The sequence below is a fragment of the Pseudomonas sp. TH39(2020) genome (genome assembly GCF_016650715.1).
Lineage (GTDB): Bacteria > Pseudomonadota > Gammaproteobacteria > Pseudomonadales > Pseudomonadaceae > Aquipseudomonas > Aquipseudomonas mandelii_C.
Genome location: NZ_JAEKFF010000007.1, coordinates 1,037,987 through 1,063,910, shown reverse-complemented (window position 1 = coordinate 1,063,910; position 25,924 = coordinate 1,037,987). Strand labels below are relative to the sequence as shown.

23 protein-coding genes and 1 pseudogene are annotated in these 25,924 nt (G+C 59.0%); all 24 read right to left on the bottom strand.

What is annotated here, in order from left to right:
* Positions 1-5: 5 nt before the first annotated feature.
* On the bottom strand, positions 6-311 hold the full coding sequence (locus tag JFU47_RS25290) for an STAS domain-containing protein (protein ID WP_201186469.1): 306 nt from the start codon (positions 309-311) through the stop codon (positions 6-8).
* Positions 312-505: 194 nt separating this feature from the next.
* Positions 506-955 (bottom strand): flagellar export protein FliJ, encoded by a 450-nt coding sequence (fliJ, locus tag JFU47_RS25285; RefSeq protein ID WP_201186467.1) that lies wholly within the window; start codon positions 953-955, stop codon positions 506-508.
* Positions 956-961: 6 nt separating this feature from the next.
* Positions 962-2,320, bottom strand: coding sequence for a flagellar protein export ATPase FliI (gene fliI, locus JFU47_RS25280; protein ID WP_201186465.1), 1,359 nt, complete (start codon positions 2,318-2,320; stop codon positions 962-964).
* Entirely contained in the window at positions 2,310-3,119 is an 810-nt protein-coding gene (fliH, locus tag JFU47_RS25275; protein ID WP_201186463.1) for a flagellar assembly protein FliH, read from the bottom strand. The genes fliI and fliH overlap by 11 nt, the downstream gene beginning before the upstream one ends.
* A 7-nt stretch (positions 3,120-3,126) precedes the next feature.
* Complete coding sequence (gene fliG / locus JFU47_RS25270) at positions 3,127-4,146, bottom strand: flagellar motor switch protein FliG (protein ID WP_007948903.1); 1,020 nt, start codon at positions 4,144-4,146, stop codon at positions 3,127-3,129.
* Positions 4,139-5,923 carry a flagellar basal-body MS-ring/collar protein FliF gene (gene fliF / locus JFU47_RS25265; protein ID WP_033055977.1) on the bottom strand — a complete coding sequence of 595 codons (1,785 nt, stop codon included), beginning with the start codon at positions 5,921-5,923 and terminating at the stop codon, positions 4,139-4,141. The genes fliG and fliF overlap by 8 nt, the downstream gene beginning before the upstream one ends.
* Positions 5,924-5,937: 14 nt before the next feature.
* Positions 5,938-6,267, bottom strand: a complete 330-nt coding sequence (gene fliE / locus JFU47_RS25260; protein WP_140681984.1) for a flagellar hook-basal body complex protein FliE — start codon at positions 6,265-6,267, stop codon at positions 5,938-5,940.
* 286 nt (positions 6,268-6,553) lie between these two features.
* Positions 6,554-7,939, bottom strand: coding sequence for a sigma-54-dependent response regulator transcription factor FleR (gene fleR, locus JFU47_RS25255; protein WP_140681986.1), 1,386 nt, complete (start codon positions 7,937-7,939; stop codon positions 6,554-6,556).
* A 5-nt stretch (positions 7,940-7,944) separates the two neighbouring features.
* A complete protein-coding gene (locus JFU47_RS25250; protein WP_201187332.1) occupies positions 7,945-9,150 on the bottom strand; it encodes a sensor histidine kinase in 1,206 nt (401 codons plus the stop codon).
* A gap of 128 nt (positions 9,151-9,278) precedes the next feature.
* Positions 9,279-10,754, bottom strand: coding sequence for a sigma-54 dependent transcriptional regulator (locus JFU47_RS25245; protein ID WP_123364544.1), 1,476 nt, complete (start codon positions 10,752-10,754; stop codon positions 9,279-9,281).
* Between the two features lie 172 nt (positions 10,755-10,926).
* Positions 10,927-11,223, bottom strand: a complete 297-nt coding sequence (locus JFU47_RS25240) for a hypothetical protein (protein ID WP_008151048.1) — start codon at positions 11,221-11,223, stop codon at positions 10,927-10,929.
* A 10-nt stretch (positions 11,224-11,233) separates the two neighbouring features.
* Positions 11,234-11,629 carry a flagellar export chaperone FliS gene (gene fliS, locus JFU47_RS25235; RefSeq protein ID WP_140681992.1) on the bottom strand — a complete coding sequence of 132 codons (396 nt, stop codon included), beginning with the start codon at positions 11,627-11,629 and terminating at the stop codon, positions 11,234-11,236.
* A 131-nt stretch (positions 11,630-11,760) separates the two neighbouring features.
* Entirely contained in the window at positions 11,761-13,182 is a 1,422-nt protein-coding gene (fliD, locus tag JFU47_RS25230; RefSeq protein ID WP_201186455.1) for a flagellar filament capping protein FliD, read from the bottom strand.
* Positions 13,183-13,264: 82 nt separating this feature from the next.
* Positions 13,265-13,633, bottom strand: a complete 369-nt coding sequence (locus tag JFU47_RS25225; protein WP_201186446.1) for a flagellar protein FlaG — start codon at positions 13,631-13,633, stop codon at positions 13,265-13,267.
* Between the two features lie 73 nt (positions 13,634-13,706).
* Entirely contained in the window at positions 13,707-14,558 is an 852-nt protein-coding gene (locus JFU47_RS25220) for a flagellin domain-containing protein (protein WP_201186444.1), read from the bottom strand.
* A 253-nt stretch (positions 14,559-14,811) separates the two neighbouring features.
* Positions 14,812-15,081 (bottom strand): hypothetical protein, encoded by a 270-nt coding sequence (locus JFU47_RS25215; protein ID WP_123364539.1) that lies wholly within the window; start codon positions 15,079-15,081, stop codon positions 14,812-14,814.
* A pseudogene (locus tag JFU47_RS25210) lies at positions 15,078-16,368 on the bottom strand (motility associated factor glycosyltransferase family protein). The gene JFU47_RS25215 and the pseudogene JFU47_RS25210 overlap by 4 nt, the downstream one beginning before the upstream one ends.
* 98 nt (positions 16,369-16,466) lie before the next feature.
* Positions 16,467-17,393, bottom strand: a complete 927-nt coding sequence (locus JFU47_RS25205) for a ketoacyl-ACP synthase III (protein ID WP_201186442.1) — start codon at positions 17,391-17,393, stop codon at positions 16,467-16,469.
* 229 nt (positions 17,394-17,622) lie between these two features.
* Positions 17,623-18,675, bottom strand: coding sequence for a pseudaminic acid synthase (gene pseI / locus JFU47_RS25200; RefSeq protein WP_201186440.1), 1,053 nt, complete (start codon positions 18,673-18,675; stop codon positions 17,623-17,625).
* On the bottom strand, positions 18,668-20,173 hold the full coding sequence (gene pseG / locus JFU47_RS25195) for a UDP-2,4-diacetamido-2,4,6-trideoxy-beta-L-altropyranose hydrolase (protein WP_201186438.1): 1,506 nt from the start codon (positions 20,171-20,173) through the stop codon (positions 18,668-18,670). Before pseG ends, pseI begins: the two co-directional genes overlap by 8 nt.
* Entirely contained in the window at positions 20,170-20,865 is a 696-nt protein-coding gene (pseF, locus tag JFU47_RS25190; RefSeq protein WP_201186430.1) for a pseudaminic acid cytidylyltransferase, read from the bottom strand. Before pseF ends, pseG begins: the two co-directional genes overlap by 4 nt.
* Positions 20,866-20,926: 61 nt before the next feature.
* Positions 20,927-22,096, bottom strand: coding sequence for a UDP-4-amino-4,6-dideoxy-N-acetyl-beta-L-altrosamine transaminase (gene pseC / locus JFU47_RS25185; RefSeq protein WP_201186428.1), 1,170 nt, complete (start codon positions 22,094-22,096; stop codon positions 20,927-20,929).
* A 104-nt stretch (positions 22,097-22,200) separates the two neighbouring features.
* On the bottom strand, positions 22,201-25,134 hold the full coding sequence (locus tag JFU47_RS25180) for a TIGR00180 family glycosyltransferase (protein ID WP_201186418.1): 2,934 nt from the start codon (positions 25,132-25,134) through the stop codon (positions 22,201-22,203).
* A gap of 51 nt (positions 25,135-25,185) precedes the next feature.
* A complete protein-coding gene (locus tag JFU47_RS25175) occupies positions 25,186-25,923 on the bottom strand; it encodes a cephalosporin hydroxylase family protein (protein WP_140682014.1) in 738 nt (245 codons plus the stop codon).
* Position 25,924 lies beyond the last annotated feature (1 nt).

Below are 25,924 nucleotides of genomic sequence, written 5' to 3'. Positions count from 1 at the left end.
GGCGGTCACGCCACGTCGAAGATTTGTTCGAAGTTGGAGATGGCGAGAATCTTGCGCACATCTGCGTTAGCGTTGGTCAACGTGATCTCGGCATTCTCGCCGCCAGCGTGATCACGCAATAGCAAGAGCATGCCAAGCGCTGAGCTGTCGAGGTAGGTGGCGTCTTTCAGATTCACTTCGAAAGACTCGGGTTTTTGCTCAAGCCTTTCGTAGGATTCGCGAAATTCCTGATGCTTGGCGAAATCGAATCGTCCCTTGATCGATATCGTCAGCTTTTGCCCATCTTTGGATACTTCTGTAACGACTGACATTTAACGGCTTCCTTGTCATGGGTGAGCGTACGTGTACAAGGTTTAGCACTTGGCGCAGATGGGAGCAAGGCTGACCTTAAGGACGCCTTCGCGAGCAGGCTCGCTCCCACAGGTTGTCCGTATTCCCTAAAATGAACACGAGCTCCTGTGGGAGCGAGCCTGCTCGCGAAGAACGATGACGCGGTCCACCTGATTCAATACGGATCCTGACGCGGCAACCGCTGGGACAACTCATCCAGCAGCTTTTGCTCACGCCGGTCTTCCAGACGCCGCGCCTCATCCATATAGCGCAACACCAGTTTGCGCAAGCCTTCGACTCGTGCAAACGCCTGTTGCCAGGATTCCCGCGCCTTGTTCAGGTTGTTTTGATGCCATACCAGGCTTTGTCGCTGCTGGTCGATGGCGGTCCCCAGTTGCGCAAGGAAGCCTTGATAACCCAGCAACCATTGGCCCGACACGCCACTGCTGCCGCGCACGATCCATTGCTCTTGATAGTCGAGACGAAAGGCTTCGAGGTCGGCGAGTTTGCTTTCTGCCAGACGGACTTGCCCCTGGAAGTGCCCCAGACGCAGGACCGCGGTTTTCTCGGCCTTTTCGGCCATTTCGACCACGGGGGCCAGGCGCGCGGCTCGGCTCTGGGCCATGGTCGGTTAGCCGCCGGCCGCGGGAGCGAAAATCGTGCCGAGATAGGCTTCGCTTTCGCCCAGGCCGATGCTGTCGTTCAGACCCTGGCGCAGGTATTTCACCAGCTGAGGTTGCAGGGAGATCGCCAGGTCGGTTTCCCGATCACCACCCGCGACATAGGCGCCGACGCTGATCAAGTCGCGACTCTGCTGATACCGCGACCACAGTTGCTTGAAATACTGGGCGCGCATCATGTGTTCGGGCGTAACCACCGACGGCATGACCCGGCTGATGGACGCTTCGATATCGATGGCCGGGTAGTGACCCTCCTCGGCCAGGCGCCGGGACAGAACGATGTGCCCGTCGAGCACGCCTCGTGCGGCGTCGGCAATCGGGTCCTGCTGGTCATCGCCTTCGGACAGTACGGTGTAGAACGCGGTGATCGAACCGCCGCCCTTCTCGGCGTTACCGGCCCGCTCCACCAGTTTCGGTAGTTTGGCGAACACCGATGGCGGATAACCCTTGGTCGCTGGCGGCTCACCAATGGCCAGGGCGATTTCCCGCTGGGCCTGGGCGAAACGGGTCAGGGAGTCCATGAGCAACAGGACGTTCTTGCCCTTGTCGCGGAAATACTCGGCGATTCGCGTGCAGTACATCGCAGCGCGCAGACGCATCAGCGGCGCATCGTCCGCTGGCGACGCCACCACCACCGAACGCTTGAGCCCTTCTTCACCGAGGATGTGCTCGATGAACTCTTTAACTTCCCGACCCCGCTCACCGATCAGCCCGACGACGATGATGTCGGCCTCGGTGAAGCGGGTCATCATGCCCAGCAGGACACTCTTGCCCACGCCAGTACCGGCAAACAGGCCCAGACGCTGACCGCGACCGACCGTCAACAAACCGTTGATGCTGCGAATACCCACGTCCAGCGGCTCGCTGATCGGTTCGCGCTTGAGCGGGTTGATGGTCGGGCCGTCCATCGGCACCCAGTCTTCGGCCTTCATCCCACCCTTGCCGTCCAGCGCACGACCGGCGCCATCAAGCACCCGCCCGAGCATGCTCATGCCCATTGGCAGACGGCCGGTATCCGCCAGAGGAACCACACGGGCACCGGGAGCGATGCCGGCAACGCTGCCGACCGGCATCAGAAACACCTTGCTGCCGGAGAAGCCCATGACTTCGGCTTCGACCTGCACCGGATGATAACTGTCGTCGTTGATCACCATGCAGCGGCTGCCCATGGCGGCGCGCAAGCCCTCGGCTTCGAGGGTCAGGCCGACCATGCGCAGCAAGCGGCCTTCAAGGATCGGCGCGCCTTCCAGCTCCGTGGCCTCGGCGTAGCTGCCGAGGCGCTTGGCGAAGCTGGTGCGATCAAGGCGCATCGGGAACGTCCGGTTCAGGTTCGACCGGCACGACCGCTGGCTTGTCGCTGATCGGCAGCTCCAGGCTCAGATCCGGTTCGGCCGGGTGCAAGGCCTGTTCGTGCAACTGATCGAAGAGCTTGTCCATGACCCGCGCAACGCGGGTTTCGACCGTGGCGTCGATGCGGCTGTGTTCAGTCTCGACCCGGCAACCGCCGGGCAACAATGCCTCGTCCTCGACGATGCGCCAGGTTTCTTCATGGCGTTCGCGCAGGGCTTTGACCTGTTCGAAATCTTGCGGATTGATGTACAGCCGCACATTGCCCACGCCCAGCGGCAAGAGCTTGAGGGCTTCACGCATGACGTGTTCGATCTGCGTCGAATCGATGGCGAGCTCGCGCTGAATCACCTGTTTGGTGATGTGCTGCACCAGGTCGACCAGGGACTTTTCGATCAAGGTATCCTGCTCGGCGATCGGCTCGAACAAATGCCCCATCAGCTGCTCCAGAGCGCCAATCTTGGCGGCCAGGGCCAACTCGGCTTCCTGACGGACTTTGAGCGTTGTGCTGTGGAAGCCTTCTTTCTCGCCGGTTGCGAAGCCTTCGTTGTAGGCCTCCTGGCGAATGCTTTCGAGTTCTTCGAGGGTCAGTGGCTGGACTTCATCCAGGGGCACTTCTTCCATTTCCGGCGGCTCGGGCTCAGGTTCCGGCTCGGGTTCCGGCACGAACGGATCGAAACTGGGCAGCGACCAGACGTCGAAACCATCGACGCCCTTGCCGCGGATCAGGTCGGTGTTGGACTCATCATGTTTGGACGACATAGTGACCTTAGATCATCTCTTCGCCGCCCTTCCCGCCGAGAACGATTTCTCCGGCTTCGGCCATACGGCGGGCAATGGTGAGGATTTCTTTCTGCGCGGTTTCCACGTCGCTGACGCGCACCGGGCCTTTGGCCTCGAGGTCGTCGCGCAACAGTTCGGCCGCCCGTTTGGACATGTTCTTGAAGATCTTCTCTTTGACGCCTTCGTCCGACCCCTTGAGGGCCAGCACCAGCACGTCGGAAGACACTTCGCGCAGCAGCGCTTGAATACCGCGATCGTCGACATCGGACAAGTTGTTGAACACGAACATGAGGTCTTCGATCTGACCGGACAGGTCTTCGTCGACTTCGCGAATCGAGTCCATCAACTGACCTTCGATCGAGCTGTCGAGGAAGTTCATGATATCTGCCGCACGCTTGATGCCACCCAGGGTGGTGCGCGAGGCATTCGAGTTGCCGGAGAACTGCTTCTCGAGAATCTGGTTGAGTTCTTTCAGGGCCGCAGGCTGCACAGTGTTCAGCGAGGAAACCCGCAGAATGATGTCCAGACGCACCTTATGGTCGAAGTTGCCGAGCACTTCGCCGGCCTGGTCCGGATCGAGATACGCCACCACGATCGCCTGGATCTGGGGGTGCTCGTAACGGATCACGTCGGCGACGGCGCGCGGTTCCATCCACTTCAGGCTGTCGAGGCCACTGGTGTTGCCGCCCAGCAGGATCCGGTCGATCAGGCCATTGGCCTTGTCTTCGCCCAGGGCCTGCGTGAGCATTTTGCGCACGTAGTCGTCAGAGCCGACGCCGAGGCTGGTCTGGTCGCCGACGATGTCGACGAACTCGCTCATCACCTGCTCGACCTGCTCGCGGTGCACGTTACCCATTTGGGCCATGGCCACACCCACACGCTGGACCTCTTTGGGCCCCATGTGGCGCAGCACTTGGGCAGCGTCGGTAGAACCCAGGGACAGCAGCAGAATCGCGGCTTTGTCGACCTTGGACAATTTGGCGGCAACGGCTCGGTTATCACTCATCTGCGTTAATCCACTCTTTCACGACCTGGGCCACGCGACCCGGATCTTCTGCCACCAGACTCTTGATTGCGTTCAGCTGTGCGTCATAGCCTTCGCTTGGGCTCGGCAACAGGATGCTGGTCGGGCCGCCGAGACTGACGCGGTCGTTGGCCAGTTCGCCGTCCAGGCCGCCCATGCCACCCAACTCGACGTCGCTGCCGATGCCTAGCTGTTTGTCTTTGCCGCCGCCGGTGATGTTGTTGAGCACCGGACGCAGCACACCGAACACCAGCACCAGGATGAACAAGACACCCAGCACTTGCTTGACGATGTCCCAGAACCAAGGCTGGGAGTAGAACGGAATTTCGGCAATCACTTCACCGCGCTCGGCGGAGAACGGCATGTTGATCACGCTGACGCTGTCACCACGGCTGGCGTCGAAGCCTACGGCATCCTGTACCAGGCGAGTGAAGCGCGCCAATTCATCGGCGGTCCACGGCGCACGGGTGGTTTCACCGTTGGCCGCGTTGATCTTGACCTGGTCATCCACCACCACCGACACCGAGAGGCGATTCAATCGGCCCTGCTGCTGTTTGGTGTGGCTGATGGAACGGTCGAGTTCGAAGTTCTTGGTGGACTGTTGACGCTTGTCCGCCGGGTACGGTGCAAGCATAGGCTGGCCGGTGGCCGGGTCCATGATTTGCTGACCGTTGGCATCCAGCAGTGGCTGGCCTGGCTGCACCATGCCGGCCGACGCGGTAGCGCCACCGGTGGTTTGCGGTGCGGAGGCAGGCGACGGCGGCTGGTTGCTCAGGGCACCCGGCACACCTTGTGGGCCATTGCTGGCGGTACGTTGTTCGTTGACCGACTGCTCGCTGCGCAACGCCGGTTGGTCCGGGTTGAATTGCTCGGAGGTCGACTCGACGGCACTGAAATCCACATCGGCCGAGACTTCGGCTTTATAGCGATCGTTGCCCAGCACCGGTTGCAGGATGTTGTGCACGCGCTGAGTCAGCATGCTTTCCATGCGACGGCTGTAATCGAATTGCTTGCCGGCCATGGTCAGTTCGGAGTTTTCCGCCTGATCCGACAGCAGGTTGCCCTTCTGGTCGACGACAGTGATCTGGGATTTGCTGAGTTCGGGAACACTGGTGGCCACCAGGTTGATGATCGCCAGCACCTGGCCAGGCTCCAGCGAGCGGCCGGCGTACAGTTCCACCAGAATCGAAGCGCTCGGCTTGCGCTCGTCGCGCACGAACACCGAACTTTTCGGAATCGCCAGGTGCACGCGGGCACCCTTGACGTTGTTCAGGCTGGAGATGGTGCGGGCCAGTTCGCCTTCGAGACCGCGACGATAACGGGTCGCTTCCATGAACTGGCTGGTGCCCAGGCCCTGGTCCTTGTCGAGAATTTCAAAACCGATGTTGCCATCACTGGGAGTGACACCAGCGCCTGCGAGTTTGATTCGCGCACGGGACAGGTCATCGGCCTTGACGAGCAAGGCACCGGAGTTCGGTTCAACGGTATAGGGAATGTCGGCTGCGGCCAGGGTATCCATGACCTGTTTGGCGTCCATACCGGCAAGGCTGCCGTATAGAGGCCGGTAGTCCGGCTGCTGGGACCACAACACCACGGCAAAGCCAATCGCCACGCTCGCAGCCAGGCCGACCAACAGGCCTACCTGACGCAACATGGTCATCTCGGAGAGGTTTTCCAGGAAGGACAACCCGAACAGCGGCGGCTTGCCGTCTATTGGAGTGGCCTTGGCCGGAACATTATCGGCGACTGCTTCTGCCATGACTCAATTCGTCCTTAAACCGGCATCTGCATGATGTCTTGGTATGCCTGAACCAGCTTGTTGCGTACTTGGGTCAACGCTTGAAAAGACACGCTGGCCTTCTGCGAGGAAATCATCACGTCCGTCAGGTCGACGCCACTCTTACCGATCTCGAAGGCACTGGCCAACTGACTGGACGCCTGCTGCGTCTCGTTCACTTTATTGACGGCCTGACCGAGCATGTCGGAAAAGCTGCTGCCACCCAGTTCAGGAACGGCGGCAGTCGATTTCGACGCAGACATGGCATCCATTTGCATGGAACGCATGTCCAGCATCAATCGATTGAATTCAATACCTTGGCTCATGGCTTCTCTCTTTGACGAGCTACGTCTTTGGCGACCCGCAATTTTTTGACACTCACTCGGCGGGTAGTGAGGTGTTAGCAACAAGGGTGCCAGCTCCATGGCCGCTCTAAACAAAAGCCCAGTCTTTCAAGTCGTAATGCAATCTGTAGCAGCTGGCGAAGCCTGCGTCCGGCTGCGCAGCAGTCGTAAAACCTGAACACTCGGTCATTCTGAAACACCGCGCTGACTGATTTCACGACTGCTGCGCAGCCGGACGCAGGCTTCGCCAGCTGCTACCAAAATCGGATCAGGTGGCGAACAAATAAGCTTCCACGTCCATTCCGGCATCACGCATCTGCGCCAGCTTGTAACGCAGGGTGCGCGGACTGATGCCCAAACGCTCGGCGGCCTCTTTGCGACGGCCGCGTTCGGAGCGCAAGGTGTCGATGATCATCTGGAACTCACGGCGACGCAGGTCATCACCCAGCGCCCCGGCCGACTCGGATTCGACCTCCACGGTTCGCACGGACGTTGGCGCCAAGGCTGGCAATGGCGCACAAGCGACCGGTCCGGCCAGACAGAAATCCTCAGGCTGTATCAATCCGCCCTGTTGCAGGATCAGCGCCCGCTGAATCGCGTTATCCAGCTCACGCACATTACCCGGCCATGGATAACCGATCAGGCACGCCTGCGCCTCGGGCGACAGCCTTGCCGCGGCATGCTTCATTTTATTGACGTACTTGGCCAGAAGACGCTCGGCCAATGGCAGGATGTCGGCGGTACGTTCGCGCAACGGACGCCAGGCCAACGGAAACACCGACAGGCGATAGTAAAGGTCTTCACGAAAACGCCCCGCTGCCACTTCACCGGCCAGGTCACGGTTGGTGGTGGCGACCACTCGAATGTCCAGCGTGATCGGCTTGCGAGCGCCGACTCGCTCGACTTCGCGCTCCTGCAATACCCGCAGTAACTTGGCCTGAAGGCCCAGGGGCATTTCGGAGATTTCATCGAGCAGGATCGTGCCGCCATCCGCTTGCTCGAACTTGCCGGCCTGCGCGGCGATGGCGCCAGTGAACGAACCCTTTTCGTGACCGAACAAGGTGGCTTCGAGCATGTTGTCCGGGATCGCTGCACAGTTGATCGCAATGAACGGCTGACTGGCGCGGTGAGAGTGCTGATGGATGTAACGCGCCAGCACTTCCTTGCCGGTCCCGGACTCACCGGAGATCAACACCGTGGAATCACTGCGCGCCACCCGTGCGGCCAATTCCAGCAACTGCGCACTGGCCGGTTCGAACGCTACAGGCCCCTCACCCTCGGTCGCGCCGAGACTGCCCAGCGCATGACGCGCCACCAGATCGAGCAAGGCTTTAGGCTCGAACGGTTTGACCAGGTAATCCGCCGCGCCCTGGCGCATCGCATCGACCGCCCGCTCGACAGCACCGTGAGCGGTCATCAGCAACACCGGCAGCTGCGGCTGACGAGTGCGCAGCAATCCGAGCAGTTGATGGCCGTCCATGCCCGGCATATTGACGTCACTCAGCACCAGGTTGAACGCCTCGGTACCGACCGCTGCCAGCGCTTCTTCCGCCGAACCGACGGCTTTGAAATCGTGCCCGGCGAGCAGCAGCGTATCCGCCAGTGCTTCGCGTAGCGCGCGGTCATCCTCGACCAGTAAAACCTTGATTGCCATGTCCTTCACTCCGCTCCCTGAGCGTGGGGCTTTTCACCGGAAAAAAGCGGCAGGATGACCTGCGCACAAGTGCCGCGCCCCAGCCGCGAGCGCAGCTGCAATTCTCCCTGATGGGCACGTGCCACTGCCTTGACCACGGTCAGGCCAAGGCCCGTCCCGGTGGTTTTAGTGGTAAAAAACGGCTCGCCGAGTCGTGCCAGCACCTTCGTGTCGATGCCACTGCCGCTGTCACTGACAGATACGCGCAAATTGTCGTCACGGGTATAGAGGTGGACCTTCAAGCGAACATCACCGGCACTGGCCTGGATGGCGTTCTCGATCAGGTTCAGGATCGCCCCGACCAGCGTGTCACGATTGCACAGCAACTCGCCGCAATGACTGTCGCATTGCCAGCGAATCGGCAGGTCCTGCACATGGGTCAGTGCGGCCGCCTGCAGCGACTGCATCAGCACTTTGGGCGTGACGCGATCGGTCAGCGGCAGCTCGCCGCGCGCAAACACCAGCATGTCGCGAACCTGATGCTCCAACTCATGCAGACGCTCTTTCAGGCGCCCGGCAAAACGCTGCTGGGTCTCGACCGGCAACGCTTGCTCAGTCAAATGACTGGCGTAGAGCAAGGCGGCGGACAAGGGGGTACGAATCTGATGAGCCAGCGAAGCGACCATTCGGCCGAGGGATGACAGACGTTCGTGGCGGGCCAACTGATCTTGCAGATGACGGGTTTCAGTCAGGTCGTTGAGCAACACCAACTGACCGGGCTCGGCATCCAGCGAACGAGTGGAGATCGACAAACGCCGACCGTCCTTGAGCGAGATTTCGTGACCGTCGTCTTCACGGGGCGCAAAGCAGCGGGCAATGACATGACGCCACAACTCGCCTTCGAGGGGCAGACCGAGCAGTTCGCAGGCAGCGGGGTTGGCTTCGCGCACAATGCCTTGGGCGTCGATGACGATGACGCCGCCGGGCAACAGATCGAGGAGGTTTTGCAGCCGGTTGGCCAGGCGTTCTTTTTCCGCCAGCTCCTGCATGCGCTGAGCGCTGACCACCGCCAGTTCACCCTTGAGCTCGAGGACCCGGGCTTCGAGCATGCTGTAGGAATCGGTCAATTGGCTCGACATCTGGTTGAACAGTGCAAACGCCTGCTCAAGGCCAAGCCGGCTCGCCTGCTCTACGGACGACGGTTGTCCCGAAGCGTCAGGGACAGGAGACATCTGGGCGGCTTGGGGCATCGTGCTCTCTCGCTTGGCTGACCGTCAGTTAAACGGAACGTTGCGAGGGATGTAGCAATACCCGTGCCTAAAAAAAACCGCCTACAAATGAAGGACTTGAAAAACAGGCGTCAATCATCTGCCTGTTCATCACCGTCACGACGGCTCATACCGTACTTGCGCATCTTTTCCACCAGTGTGGTGCGACGAATACGCAGCCGCTCTGCCGCGCGCGCCACGATGCCATTGGCATCATCCAGCGCCTGCTGAATCAGCCCTTGTTCCAGACCACCGAGGTAGTCTTTCAGGTCCAGGCCTTCTGGCGGCAGCATGGCACCGGCCGAGAAGTCCGGGGTGTGACCGTTGATGGCCACGCGCTCTTCAAGATCGCTGCGAAAGCTGTCGACCAGTTGCTCGTCTTCGTCGTCGACGTAACGGAATTTCTTCGGCAGCTCGACCACGCCGATCACCCCATACGGATGCATGATCGCCATGCGCTCCACCAGGTTGGCGAGTTCGCGGACGTTGCCCGGCCAGCCGTGGCGGCACAGCGACATGATCGCCGCGGAATTGAAACGGATCGACCCACGCTTCTCGTGCTCCATGCGCGAGATCAACTCGTTCATCAGCAGCGGAATGTCTTCGACACGCTCGCGCAGCGGCGCCATCTCGATCGGGAATACGTTCAGGCGGTAGTACAAGTCTTCGCGGAAGGTACCGATCTCGATCATGCTTTCGAGATTCTTGTGGGTCGCCGCGATGATCCGCACATCGACGCTCTGGGTCTTGTTGCTGCCCACGCGCTCGAAGGTGCGCTCCTGCAATACGCGCAGCAACTTGACCTGCATCGGCAGCGGCATGTCGCCGATTTCATCGAGGAACAGCGTGCCGCCATTGGCCAGTTCGAAACGCCCGGCGCGGCTGGTGATTGCCCCGGTGAAGGCGCCCTTCTCGTGGCCAAACAGTTCGCTTTCCAACAACTCGGCCGGGATCGCCCCGCAGTTGACCGGTACGAACGGCGCGTCACGACGCTTGGAGTGATAGTGCAGGTTGCGCGCGACCACTTCCTTGCCGGTCCCGGACTCACCGAGGATCAGCACACTGGCGTCGGTGTCGGCGACTTGCTGCATCATCTGACGGACGTGTTGAATCGCCCGGCTGGTGCCGACAAGACTGCGGAAAAGATTGGGTTCGCGATGACGGCCGCGCTCGCGGGCCTGGTCGTACATCTCGCGATAGACCTGGGCACGGTGCAGGGAGTCGAGGAGTTTGCTGTAGCTGGGTGGCATCTCGAGGGTCGAAAGCACTCGGCGACGCTGGTCTTCTGGCAAGTCAAGGGAAGAATTATCGCCCATTAACAAAACCGGAAGGAACTCATCCCAGGTTGAGAGTGTCTTTAACAAGCCCACAAGTGCACCAGGAGCATTAACCGTCCCGATCAGGACACAGATTACTTCACGACTTGATGACAATGAGCCGACAGCCTGCTGCCAGTCATGGCTACCGCAGGGTAAATTTTCTTCGCCAAGAAAATTTAAAATCACCGCCAGGTCGCGGCGACGGACGCTATCGTCATCAATCAGCAGAATTTTGGTTTCACGCCACATGCAATAGCAACTTCCCTAGTCAACTCAATGCCCAAATGCTGGGGCAAGCTAGACGCTTTCAGACACGTTATGCCTGTAGACGCCTGAAATCTGGAATCAGCCACTAGTTAAGTCAAAAAACCGTGCACAGTCAAATTTATGGCGCACTATGTTTGGATTAACCGGGGATTAATTAACCGAACAGATGGTAAACCTTTGCCGCGCTCTGTGCTTGGTGGATCTGCGACATCTCATCAACTATCGCTTGCCGCTCTCCTGTCGCCGCCTCAAGAAGCTGTTTGTACACCCCCAGCAACTCCTCAAGATTATCGCGCAACGCGGCCTCGTCCACCGAAGCTTCACTCAAGACGTCTTCCATGCAGGAACGGCAAGCCAGGTCCAATTCACCAATGGCTTCCCAGTTACGCTCGGCCAAAGCACCGACCAGGCCTTCACGGGTTTGTTCGATTCGCTGCAATACAAGACTCATGGTGATCTCCTTAAAACTGCGGACCCGGCACGGCGATAGCATCCCACCCATCTTTGACAGTGCGAAGCAAATCAGCGACTTCGTCGAGAATCTTTGGATCTGTCTTGATGTTGGCTTCGGCCAGACGCTTCATCATGTAGGTGTAGAGGTTATCCAGCTCACCCACCGATTCAGCCTGGTTTTCCAGATCCAGACCTTCACGCAAACCGCCGACGATGCCGATGGCCTTACCAATCAGAACGCCCTTGTTCGGGATGTCCTTACGCTCCATCGCGCCTTTGGCCTGCGCAATACGATCCAGCCCACCTTCCATAAGCATCTGTACCAGACGATGAGGACTGGCCTCGGAAGTCTGCGCCTGAGCGCCAATCTTCTGGTATTGGCGAAGGGCTAACATTGGATTCATGTTGTACCTCATCAAAAAATCTGTGGTTCGTATAACCACTGTATCGACGACGCGTCAAAAAACTTTAGTCGCAAAACACAAAAGCCCGGAGCGTTTAACAACGCTGCCGGGCTTTTGGCGCTACTAGACCATCAGCTGTTCTTCTGCTGTGCGGTCATTGCTTCGAACATCGAGGTGATGTTGCTGGCAGTGGCTTTCAGCTTGCCGACGAGGGTATCCATATCGTTGTATTTTTTGGTCAGTACGGCGGTCAGGGTCTCGATACGACGATCCAGAGCAGCCTGGTCGTTGGTCAGCTTGGTCTTGGTCTTGTTCAGACTGGTTGTACGCTGATCCAGAATACCGCCGGTATCTGCAAAAGGCGCAATAGCCTTATTCATGCGCTCCAGCAGACCGTTGTCACCCGTGAATAACTCCTGGACTTCACCGCCCAGTTTTTTGTCATTCATCGCAGCAGTGAACTTGGTGCTGTCAAAATCGAGCGCACCGGTCTTCTGATTGGTGGTAATGCCCAACTGCGCCAGCACCGTGAGCTTGTCTCCCGAGCCGGTTTCAGACAACGGACCACGAATCGCCGACAGGATCGAACGCGGCAGCGCATCACCGGTCAATGCTGCCGGAACGGTCGGCTTACCATCATCATCGAGCGAAGGCTTGGTCAACGCAGTGACGCTGTTGGCGATAGCGTTGTAGGCATCGACGAACTTTTGGATCGACGCCTTCAAGCCATCGGTATTCGCCGCCACGGTAACAGTCGAGGTCCCTACAGCAATCAGGTTGAACGTCAGGCCGGAAACGGCTTTGTCGACTGCGTTGGTCTTGCTGGTCAACGCCATGCCGTCGACGGTGAACTTGGCATCAAGTGCCACTGCACCGATCGCGCCAGCTGACGTGGCGGTCATTGGAGAGCCGGTGGTGCCGACGACGTTAGTTCCATCGATTTCAAGCCCGGCAATACCACTGACGGAAATATCAGAGCCCGCGCCCGTGTTGCTGGAGCCCAGCACGAGACGCGAACCAAAGGAGTCGGTGACAATGTTGGCACTGACACCGGCAGCCTTGAGCGAGCTGTCGGCGTTGATCGAGTCGCGAACCGATTGCAATGTCGCTCCGGCGGCCACATTGACGTTGAAATTCTTGCCACTCTGGTTAATGGTCAGCGTGCCCGTGGGGATAGCACTGCTCGTACCACCAGCAAACGCGGCACTGGCCACTTTGGACGATGTGGCCAGATTGCCGACGTTGATGACATAGTTGCCGCCCACGGCCGAGTTACTGGCGGTGGCCGTGACAAATTTCACATCAGAGGAAGTCGCAGCAAACCCGGGAAACTGCGGGTTGGTTTTACTGCCCAAATCAGTCATGGATTTGGTAAACGCAGCCATCAAGGACTTCAAGGTCCCGATACCGGAGATGCTTGCGGTGTTGGTTGCAGTCCCACGGTCAATCTGACCTTGCTTGGCCGCTTTATCAGCGTTCACCAAGGCTTTGACGATAGCACCGGTATCAAGGCCGGAGCCTAAACCCGTGCCCGGTAGAATTGGACTTGCCATGTGAAACTCCCTTCAGTGTGTCGCCGGCCTTTTGACCACTACAACGCCCAAAAGAACATAGCAACAAAATTCATGCCAGCTGTCAGGCTTTTGCGCTGAACAACAGGCTGCTTGCATCATTCAAGCTATTGGCCAGTTTAAGGACTTCTTCGTTGGGGATCTGGCGGATCACCTCACCGGAGTCACTGGCGATCACTTTTACCACAACTTTGCCTGAAGGCTCGTCAATCGAGAACTCCAGGTTACGCTTGACCGACTGAACAAACTTTTCAATTTCCTGAACGGCCATCTTCAGTTGTTCCTGCTCGGTCTGGGTGCCTTTACTTTCTTCCTTGACGGCAACCACTGGCGCAGTTTCCGCTAGAGGCTTGTGCGCCGGCTTATCGGCAACAGTCTTTGTCGCCTGCTGGTGCGCAGGATAAGACAAGTTCAGCTTCACGCTCATATCCATGTCCATCACCTCTTAAACCAAAAAAGCGAGAGAGCGCGACGTGCGCACTCCCCCGCCAAAACACATTCAGCTATTACTGAAGCAGTTTCAGTACAGCGGATGGCAGTTGGTTGGCCTGAGCCAGAACTGCGGTGGAAGCTTGTTGCAGAGTTTGTTGCTTGGTCAGCTGTGCAGTTTCCGAAGCGAAGTCGGTATCTTGTACGCGACCCAGTGCAGCACTGGCGTTTTCGTTGATGTTCTGCAGGTTGGAGATGGTGCTGGTCAGACGGTTCTGGGCAGCACCGAGGTCCGCACGGCTGGTGTTGATGGTTTTCAGTGCAGCATCGATTGCGTCGATTGCAGCAGCGGTGCTGGCTTCAGCAGTGGCGCTGTCGTTACCGGTGATGGCGATGGCAGCAGAGTCAACGCTCAGGGTGGCAGCATCGAAGCCGCTGTCCAGAGTGATGGTGATCTGGTTGGTAGAGCCGGTGTTGGAACCAACCTGGAAGGTCATGGTGCCAGCGGTGCCGTCGATCAGGTTTTTACCGTTCAGGTTGGTCGACTTGGCAATACGGGTCAGTTCGTCCGACATGGTTGCGAACTCTTTGTTCAGAGCAGCGCGGTCGTCGGTACCGTTGGAGTCGTTTCGCGATTGAACAGCCAGTTCACGCATACGCTGCAGAATGTTGGTCGATTCTTGCATCGCGCCTTCAGCAGTCTGAGCGATCGAGATACCGTCGTTGGCGTTTTTGATCGCCATGGTCTGACCACGGATCTGCGAAGTCATACGGGTAGCGATTTGCAGGCCGGCGGCGTCGTCTTTGGCGCTGTTGATTTTCAGGCCGGAAGACAGGCGAGTCATCGAAGTAGACAGAGCATCGGAAGCCTTGTTCAGGTTTTTCTGAACGTTCAACGATGTGACGTTAGTGTTTACTGTTAAAGCCATGACGAATTCCTCGTTGGTTGGGTACTGCGGCTTCCGGCCCTGGCAACCGCCGGGTATGGCCTAGAGAACCTTCGTAATAGTTATCGTCGGGATTGCAACTTGCTTTAGGGGATTTTCAAAAATATTTGCCATCACGTTGCCACCCCCCGTAAACAAAGGACTTGGCCGCGATCAAGCAGCGAAAAAATGACGTCAGGGAAATGCCGGTGACAAGTTGGCGAGGACTCGCCGGCACCGGCGGAAGCGAAATTGCTTAAATGGACAGACTGTCAGTCAACAACTGGACCAGTTCGTATTCCAGGTAGTCCGCCAGGGCAAGCCAGTTCAGTGACTCCTGACACTCGAGCATCGGCCCCAGCAAACGCACCCACTGCTGCTGAGCAGCCGGCAACGCCAGATCGAAGGACGGCTGCAGCGCACCGATCAGTTCGATCATCGCCAGCCCGGCCTCCACATCACGCCCCAGGCGGAACAATGCTGCACAGTGCTGCGCGTCGATCACAAAGGACTCAAGCGCACTCATAACGCCAACTCCGGGTGAAAAGCGGTACCGGCGATCATCGCCCCTGCCCGACTGCTGTTATAGAAACGCACCTGTGGATGACCGGCGATAAAACGCTCCAGCTCACACAGATAACTGCGGAAGTTGAGCTGCGTCTTGATCCGCTGGCCATGCCCGTCGAGCACCCAGTGTTTGGCCGCTCCCAATTGCGGGCCGAGGTCGCCATCGCTCCAGCCGGCATGGGTCTTGTCGCCGGGGAAGGCGAAGTCGGCGCCGAACAGGGTGACCTGCACTGCGCCCATTTTCACCGCGAGGTCCACCGCTGGATGAATCACGCTCCCCCCCATACAGCTCACCCTTGGGCCATTGCTGACGCAACTGCTGATAGATCGGGCTGGCGGAGTAACCGGTATAACGCGACCCCTGCCAGGCACTCAATACCAGAGGATCGACCATCGGCATGTACACCAGCGTAATCGCGGATGTGCCTTCAGGCGGCAGATGCCGGGTCGAAATACGCTGGTCGATGCTGACCACCACATCGGGGCGAATGCCATGATTGAGTAGCGGCCGATAAGCCGTATCGACACAAATGAACAACGGTCGCACCGCTTGCTCGCGAATCGCCCGCAAGCGATCGAAGTGCAGCTCAAGACTCGGGCCCGTGGCAATGACGAACACTTCCTGCCCGGCACAGGAACCGAACAACTCAGCCACATCGCCATCGGCCTGCACCAGCGTCAGACTCGCCTGCAAGCGCTCGACAATGCTTGGAGCCTGAGGGTCGAACTCACGATTATTAAACGTCAGGTGGGTTTCACTGATCAGGCGATCGCGGATCTTGGCATTGAAGTCATCGGCCAGCACCAACTCGGACGGCAAGGCGAAAAACGGTAGTTGGATTTCCGCCAGATCGCCGGCGTACATCAGCTGGACCCGCGGATCGCCGAGCCACTGCTGCTGATCCAGCAGTTGCAGCACCAGCGCAAACACCGCTCCGTTGAGGATGTGCACATACAAGCGTTCAAGCCCGGTGCGCGTCAGCAGCTCCACTTGCAGATCGCCAAGCCCGGTGCCGTAGACATGCACCACCGGACTGTCGGCTGGCAGGCTGTCGGCCTGAAGCCTGGCCTCACGGACGCGGTCATGGCGGCTGGTCAGTTGAATGCCATCGATGCTCAGCGTCGAGCCCATGCCTTCCACCAGCTCAGCCTGCAACAAGCGTGTGTTCTCAACCAGCAAGCGCGCAGACAGCATCGGCCAGCGTCGCTGTATGACGTCAACGTTGCGTTCAAAGAACTCGCTCATGGAGCCTCGCTTTTCATTCGGGCAAAAAAATAGCGCTCAAGATTACACCTTGAACGCTTTTTTTTGTGCCTGGCATTCTTTGACTAAAGAGCCGAGGTTCAAGGACGATAGATGATCGCCGAACCCCATGACAGACCAACGCCAAAACCGCTCAACGCGACACGCTTCCAGGCGGAGTCCATGACATGTTTTTCCAACAGCAACGGAATGCTTGAAGACACCGTGTTGCCGGTCTCGACCATGTCCTTGATGAACTTCTCGGGTTCACCTTCAAAGCGTCGTGCCACCGCGTCGACAATCGCAGCACTGCCCTGGTGAATGCAGAAAGCATCGATATCGTCGGCCGTCAGGCCTGAGTCGCCCAGCAGCTCATGCAAATGCGCCGGGACTTTGAGCAACGCGAAGTTGAACACCTGACGGCCGTTCATGTAGAACACGCCATCGGTGACCTTCAGATGCGGTGCGCCGGAACCGTCAGTGCCGAACTTGGCCTTGCCCAACTGCCATGGCGCGTCTTCGCCCATCCAGGTGGCGGTAGCCGCATCACCGAAGAGCATGGTGGTGTTGCGGTCTTCCGGATCGACGATTTTCGAGTACGGATCGGCAGTCACCAACAGGCCATTCTTGAGGCCGGCGGCTTCCATGAACCCCTTGATCGCATAGATGCCGTAGACATAGCCGGAGCAACCCAGGGAAATATCAAACGCGGCGACCGTGGTCGGCAGTCCGAGTTTGTCCTGAACGATCGCCGCCGTGTGCGGCAGGCCTTCTTCGTCGCCGTTCTGAGTGACGACGATCAGCACGTCGATGGATTCACGGTTCAATTCGGGATTGTTGGCGAACAGCGCATTGACTGCTTCGACACACAGGTCCGAAGTTTCCTGCCCGGCATCTTTGCGCGGCAGGAAGGCCGAACCGATTTTGCCCAGGATGAATTCTTCATCCTTTTCGAACTTTGCACCTTGTGCGTAATTGTCCACGCCGGCTACAGGAACGTAGCTCGCAATGCTCTTTATGCCAATCATTACGGCTTCCCAATAATAAACAGCCCAATACCACCGCTCGCAAGGATTCGAGGGGCGCCGACAAACAGAGAAAAATGTCGCCCCGAGGGAGCGACAGACGGGAAGAATAAAAGGCTATCACTGGGTCAAAAAGACACCAGGCGCCACCTCCCCGATTAATACAATACAGTGAAGATGCGCGTTATGACTCGCAGGTCACTCTATTTTGCCGAATCAGCCCCACAACAGGTTATTCGACCAACGACCAATCCAGCGGCGTACCACGCTTGATGGCCTGGCGGGCGCGGCGGCCCAGCAGGCTTTCCGCGTGTTTAGGCGCCAGCCCAAGGCCGGGACGAATGGCCCGCACATTGGTGGCGGTGAAGGGTTCACCGGCAGCCATGTCCTGAGTCACATAAAGCGAACGACGGTACACCAGGGACTTGCGCTCGGCTTCGGTCACGCCGTAATGCACATGGCCCATGGCCTGCCAGGCGCGTTCGGTTTCGATCACCAGGCTGGCCAGCTCCGCAGGTTCGAGGGAGAAACTGGCATCCACACCACCCGCGGCACGGTCGAGGGTGAAATGTTTTTCCACCACCGTCGCCCCCAGCGCCACCGCGGCGACAGACACTCCCACACCCATGGAGTGATCGGACAGGCCAACTTCGCAGCCAAACAATTCACGCAAGTGAGGAATCGTCCGCACGTTGCTGTTGGCAGGCGTTGCAGGGTAAGTGCTGGTGCACTTGAGTAACACCAGGTCCTTGCAACCGGCCTCACGGGCGGCACGCACGGTTTCGTCGAGTTCAGCGATGCTGGCCATGCCGGTCGAAATGATCAACGGCTTGCCGGTGGCGGCGACCCGCCGAATCAGTGGCAGGTCGGTATTTTCGAAACTGGCGATCTTGTAGGCCGGTACGTCGAGGCTTTCGAGGAAGTCCACCGCGGTGTCATCGAACGGTGTGGAGAACGCGAGCATGCCCAGCTCTTTGGCCCGGGCGAAAATCGGCGCGTGCCATTCCCACGGTGTGTGGGCCTTCTCGTACAACGCGTACAGCGAAGAGCCGGCCCAGAGGCTGTTCGGGTCCTTGATGAAAAACTCACCTTCGGACAGGTCCAGGGTCATGGTCTCGGCGGTGTAGGTCTGCAGCTTCAAGGCATGGGCACCGGCCTTGGCTGCGGCTTCGACGATCTGCAGCGCCACATCAAGGGACTGGTTATGGTTGCCACTCATCTCGGCGATGATGAACGGCGGCGTATCAGCACCGATCAAGCGATTGCCGATCTTGAAACTAGTCATTGCTGTGATCCTTCAATACGCGCGTGAACGCGCAAGCACTTTGAGTGAAACCTGCTTCTCGGAAAACCTTCAGCGACGGCTGATTGGTCGGCAACACCTGCGCGGTGATGGCCTGCAGTTGCGGCCAGTGGGCGGTAGCGAAGGCTTCGCCCCGCGCCAGCAGAGCCCTGCCCCACCCCAGACCGAGGCGGGCTTCAAGCAGGTAAATCGAGACTTCGGCTGCCAGTCCGTCCAGGTCATAACGCAGTACCCCGACCGGGCCATCATCCGCCTCGGCGATCAACAGTAATCGCCCGGGGTTGCTCAAGCTCGCGGCCAGCCAGTCCTGATGCCGCTGCCAATCGATGACCTGCGTATCCAGCGACCAGCGCCGCACCGACTCGGCATTTCGCCCCTCAAACAGCAACTGCGCATCATCCAGGGACGCCTTGCGAACCTGCAATACCGCACCGGCGAGTGCTGCCGCAACCCGCTGCGCACCCCGCCCATCGACCAACTGACGCGAGTGTTCGGCCAGGCTTTGGCGCAACCCCCGATTGCCCGCAAGAAAAGCGATGGCCTGACGCAACTGCTCGACACTGACATGCTCGCGGGAGCCCAAATACACATGGGAACCCGAGGTCGCCATGATTTCGCCGTTGGCCTGCTGATTATTCGAGACCGCAATGCAGATCGTCGGCAGCCCCATGGCCGCCCGCTCCCAACTGGTACCGCCACCGGCACCGACAAACAGGTCGGCCTCGGTCATCAGTCGGTAAAAGTCGCTGACAAAGCTGTGCAAGCGCCAGTTCGGACGACACGCCGTCAAGGCCTGCATCTGTGCCCAGGCCGGGTTGTCGGCACCGGCGACGAAATCGACTTCGAGTTCATGCAAATCCGCCATTGCCAACATCGCGTGATGGGTTTGCATCGCCACATCGAAGCCGCCGAAATTCACCAGTACTCGCCTGACCTGGGGCTTCACCGGAATCGCCGGACAGCAGAATTCATCGCGCAGCAGGGCAAAACGTGGGCCGAGCAAGGTCTGGCAACCGGGCGCCAGCAGCGAAGCATAAGCTTGGGGCGTACCCGATAAATTCTGGTTGAGCAGCAAATCGACGCTGTAGGTTCGAGTGGCGAGGTCGTCCACAGCAGCAATCCTTGGCGCCCAACGGCGGGCTGCGGTCTGCCAATGATGGTCGAGGCCGTAGTGGTCGACAATGACCCAATCGAAAGCCGGATGATTACTCAGCGCCTGCCCAAGCGCGGCGATGTCCGCCTGCCAAGGCAGCAAAGATTCGATTGCCTGCTGCGGGTCTTCATCAGGGTAACGAGCCGCCAGGGCGAAGACTTCAAAGCCCTCGGCTTGCAGTGCATCCAGTCGATGGCCCGGCAACAGGCGGCAAGCAAAGGCTACCTGTGCACCCTGCTTGCGCAAGACTTTGGCCAGGGTCAAACAGCGAGCAATGTGACCGCTGCCAATGGTCGGCGACGCATCGGCGCGGATCAGCACTCTCATTGCAGCTCTCCGCCAGCTTTCAACGCGGCATAGAGGTATTCGGCCCGCGTCCAGTCCTCGAGGGTGTCGATGTCCTGCACCAGATGCCGCGGCAGAATCACCGGAAGGCTCGCCGGAGAAAACAGCACATCGCCGCGCAACCAGGCTTCTGTGCGCCCCCAATAGAACTGGCCGGCATCCTGATAGGCTTCAGGCAAATCCTGGGAGCGGGTGTTGCGGAACTCCGGATAGAGCGAGGTCAAGGCACCCTGCTCGTCGAGGGTCAAGGCACGTTGCACCGGGAAGTCGAAACCGGCCACGGAAAAAGCGAAGGACTTGTCCGGATGCTGCACCAGTAATTCATGCCCCTGACGCAGATACTTCGCCTGCAACAGCGGCGCGGTCGCGTAGATACAGCACGCATAGTCGAACGCCGGCAGTTGATTCAAGGCGTGAACGATGACCGCGGCAGTCCCCGTGAAATCATCGGCAAGCGCGACGGGACGCATGAACGGAACTTCAGCGCCGTTGGCCCGCGCGAGTTCGGCAATTTCCTCATCGTCGGTGCTGACGATCACCTGATCGAACAGGTTCGATGCCAGTGCCGTACGGATCGAACGGACAATCATCGGCACGCCGTCGAACAGCTTGAGGTTCTTGCGGGGTATCCGTTTGCTGCCACCTCGGGCAGGAATGATGGCGACGCAGCTCACAGCCGGTGTTCCAGCATGAGCCTGACGTCGTGAGAAGTGCCCACGCGATAAATCATGATGTTCAACCCAGGATTCGCCTTAAATGCTCCACCACTTCATCTTGCTGCTCATCCGTCAGATCGGGGTACAACGGCAGGCTGATGGCCTCGGCAAAATAACGCTCGGCCTGAGGGAAATCGCCGTCTTTGAAACCCTGTTCACGGTAGTAAGGCTGCAAGTGCACTGGAATATAATGCAGGTTCACGCCCAGCCCCGCCGCCCTCAATACTTCGAACACCTGCGGTTGACTGAGAGTAATGCGCGAAAGCTGCAATCGAACCACATACAGGTGCCAGGCCGACTCTGCGCCTGGCTGAACGACCGGTAATGTCACAGCGAGGCCAACGAGCAGTGTTTCATAACGCGCGGCCAGTTGACGACGTCTGGCGACAAACGCGTCAAGACGCGCCATTTGCGACAGCCCCAATGCGGCGTGCAAATCGGTCATCCGGTAATTGAACCCCAGCTCCAGTTGCTGGTAGTACCACAACCCCGTCTCCGGTACCTTCATCTGTGCCGGATCACCCGTGATGCCATGGCTGCGCAGCCGCCGCAAACGCTCGGCATACTCGGCATTATTGGTCAGCACCATGCCACCCTCGGCGCTGGTAATGATCTTGACCGGGTGGAAGCTGAAAATAGTCATGGCCGCATATTGACCACAGCCGACCGGTCGCCCCAGGTACGAGGCACCCACCGCATGGGCAGCATCCTCGATCAGGACAAAACCATACCGCTCAGACAGCTGCGATAGCGTGCGCATGTCGCAACTCTGCCCCGCGAACGCGACCGCCACCACCACCTTGGGCAGCTTCCCGGCCGCTTCGGCAACCTCGAGTTTCTCTGCCAGTAACCGCGCATCCAGGTTCAGGGTGTGAGGATCGATGTCGACGAAATCGACTTCGGCGCCACAGTAGCGCCCACAATTGGCGGACGCGACAAAGGTGTTCGGGCTTGTCCACAGATAATCGCCCGGCCCCAGCCCGGCGGCGAGGCAAGCGATGTGCAACGCCGCCGTGGCGTTACAGACCGCTACCGAGTGCTCGGCCTGGCAGTGATCGGCCAGTGCCCTTTCAAAGCGCTCGATGGTTGGCCCTTGAGTCAGCCAGGGCGACTTGAGTACCTCCATGACGGCATCGATATCCGTCTGATCAATGTTTTGTCGGCCGTAGGGAATGCGGTAAGGCGTCATGACCGTGACTCAACGCAATGCACATCGAGCAGGCAGGTACGCGCATCTTTCAGGAGCAATTTGCCGTTGAACATGTCGTGAGTCCTTTTACTGGGTCAGACAACTTAGGCAAGCAGCTGCGCCCAGTTCACACTGGAAGCTTCGCCGAGGGTAAAGCCCTTGCCGGTCAGGGAAAGATTCTGGTTGTAGGCCGCATCCTGAGCGAAGCGCGCCTGCCACTTGTCACGCAGCGCCGCGCGGGCCTGAGGTGCCTCAGGCAACACACCCGGGTGCAGCAGCTGCGCCTGAGGCGTCCAGACAATGAGATAGCCTGCGTCGGCGACTTTCAGACACAGGTCGACATCGCCAAAGGCTTCATCGAAATGCTCTTCATCCAGGCCACCGACCGCTTCATACAACGCCTTGCGAATCATCAGGCACGCACCGGATACCGCCGAATAGTTCTGCTCCACCTGGTGGCCATTCATGTAGCCCTTGGCGTCTTTACGCTCACCGATAAACGCCGAGCCAAGATCGCCATTCAAACCAAGGATCAATCCGGCTTGAGTCGTAACACCACGGATGTCCATCAGCTTGGCGCCAACGATTCCGACTTCCGGACGCTGGGCCTGATTGACCAGACTCTCGAGCCAGTTGGCGTTGACCACCTCGGATTCGGCCGACAGCAGTACCAGGTAGTCACCCTTGGCCTCGGCGCACGCGAAGTTGTTCAGCGCCGATGCACTCAGGCGCTTAGTGCTGCGCAGTACGCGAATGCGATCACCCTTGCCTTCCAGGCTGCTCAACCAGATAGCCAGTTCCTGGGACTGGCTGTGGTTGTCGGCGATCAGTATTTCATGACGCTGATAGCGGGTGCGTTGCAGCACACTGACCAGCGCACGTTGCAGTGCCTCAAGGTTGTCCTGACTCTGGAGAATGATCGACACCAGCGGCCGCTCGGCGTGTTGATAGTCGATCTGATAGGTCAGCGGCAGCGCCGAACTGACCTGAGCGCGATAACCCCGCGCCGCCAGAGATCGAGTCAACACCTGTTGTTCCTGAGCGTTGGCTTCCTCCACCGGGGCATTGCAAATCAACAACGGCTCGGCCAGGTGCGCCAGACCCGCCAGACCACCTTCTTCGATCAGACGCAGCAACAGATCGAATTCCAGCGCCTGGGTGTACTGGGCCGAGAAACCTCGAGCCTGGGCCAGCACATCACGGCGAATCAGCCAGTGGCGCGCCATCAGCGATGGAACGCTTTGCAGCAGATCGAGGTTGACCCCCGGCCGGAATACATCGCTCAGGGCGCCATCGGCCTTGCGCTGAAGTTCGTCCATGGCCACCGCGCGACAGCCCTCGGCACCTTGCAACTCGAGGCTGGCACGCAGCAGACCGCTGGCAGTGAACTGATCACCGGCCTCGGCCAGCAACAGCCAGTCGGCAGTGGACTGGGCGACGATCTGGTTGATGCGCTCGACGTAATTGGTTGCGGTGACTTTGACGAAGTGCACGGTGTCGCGCACGGTGGTAGTCGCCGGTAAATCGCCGGTGGTGAACACCACCACGTTGAACGCCTTGCAGTGACCACCGACCAGGCTGTCGAAGGTCGCCTGCAACTTGAACATGTCGGCATCCAGATCCAGCAACAGAATGCCGAACTGCGGACCACCGTTGTGTTTGGCCAAATGCGCAGCGATCGTCTTGAGTTGCGCGGTATCCGGGTTGCGCGCCTCGAGCCAGTTGAGCAACCGGCCGGACGGCATGTTCTCGAACAGCCGGCGGTCTTGCTGACCCGGCAGGGCGTCCAGTCGTTCGGCCCAGGCTTGCAGCTTGAGGCCCTCTTCCGGCTCTTCGCTGTCCTTCAATGACTCCGCCAGGCGCTTGACCACGGCACGGTTGAACACGTTCAGGCTCAGGGCTTCCCACAAGCGGCTACGCACTGTGCGATCGGTGTCATTGGGATGAATGCGCATCAACTCATGCTGCTTGAGCAGGATGCCTTCCAGTTCCTGAAGTTGCAGGCGGCCGGCGGGCATGGCGTGCAGCAGGAATTCGAACTCTGTCAGCAGGTCGAACACCGGTTTGTTGTAGAACGGCATTTCAACAAACTGCTCGGAGCCGAAGCTACGAATCGGCTCTTCCCCCGCCTCGCGCCAGGCCGAACGAATGATCGACGTGCCTTTGAGCGAGCGACCTTCAAGCAAGCAATCGGCCATCGCCGCAAAGCTGTCGAGGGCAATCTGTTTGGCCTGGGCCAGGCCCTTGGCGCTGAGCGGCGTCGGGATAGAGGCCAGGAACTCGGCAAAGTGCTCGCGCTCGGCCTCGCTTTTCGCATCCTTGAATGTCAGCACCGTCAACACGTTGGTGTTGTGGTCCGAGGCGCCGTAGTTTATTTCCCGCACGGCAAACGGAATTGGCAGAATCCGCGCCTTGGCGCAGGCCAGCAGGTAGAAGGTGTGGCCGATTTCCTGCCACTCGAAACCGGTACCCGGTGGCAGCAGGCTGTACCACTGTTGCAGCAGGTCGGTACGGGTCACCGCATAGAACGGCGGCAGGAAGTTGTCCATGAACCGGACGACCCGATCCTCAGCCAACTCCGAGTTGTAATCCTCATGCACCTTGCGGTCGCGGCGATAGTAGTTCACCTCGGTAGCCCGGGACAGGTACATGATCCCGTAGCCATGGCACAGACCGTAGTCAGGGTTGGCTTCGAGAAACTCCACTGACTCGGTCAGTGCGCGGTGCAGCAGAAAATCGTCATCAGCGGCGAACACCATGTACGGCGTGGTGACCTGATTAACGCCGTAGGTGAGTTTTTCCTGCAGCCCCTTGTAGGTGTATTGCGGCAAATGGCGATAGTCGACCGACGGGAAATCCCGGGAAATGTCTTTATCGCCCTCAACGGACGAATCCAGGATCAGGACCGTGCAGGGATAGCTGCTGTAGTACTGCAAAGTGCGTCGCAGGAACGCTTTCCGGTTGTGGGAAATCACCACCACCGTAAACCGCTCGTTCAGCGGCGCAACGTTGTTTTGAGCACTGTTTTGAACCTGCATCTTTCTATCCCCACAACCGGCCAATCGCCAAGAACCTGAAACCACTTTTGATTAACGAACGCGACGCAGATAACCGTCCGGCGCCACGGTGATCAGCAGCTTGTTTTGCAGTTGCTGGTCAATTTCGAAGTCTTTGTTCTCTTCCAGATACTTCCATACGGCAGTTTTCGGGTTATCGCCCGGGCCCCATGGACGATCCGGGAAGAAGTCGGCCGGCATGTCTTCAACCACGGTGTCCATGACCACGCAGTAGCTGTCCACCGAGACCAACGGCGCGTACAGGCGCAGCTCTTCGAGTACGTGATCGTGGGTGTGGTTGGAGTCGAGCACCAGAATGACTTTCTTGCCTTCGGCAGCGGCACGCACTTGTGCGGCGATAGCAGGATCGATGCTCGAACCCTCGATCATCGAAATGCGCTTGCTCATTGGGTGGCTCTCGATGGCCTCGCGGTTGTGCGGACGAATGTCGAGGTCGATGCCCAGCACTTCGCCGTGGCCTTGCAGCTCCAGCAGCGATGCGTAGTAGATGATCGAACCGCCATGGGCGATACCGCATTCGATCACCAGGTCCGGTTTGACCTGCCAGATGATCTCTTGCATGGCCATCATGTCTTGCGGCAACTGGATGATCGGACGGCCCATCCACGAGAAGTGGTAGCTGTATTTGTGCCTTGCCGATTCATTGAAGAAATCCCGGGCCAGGCCGGTGAGTTTCTGGTCATCGCCCTGACGCGCGATTTCTGCCTGGCATTCGGCTTCGAAGGCTTTATGGATGCTGTTATCGGTCATT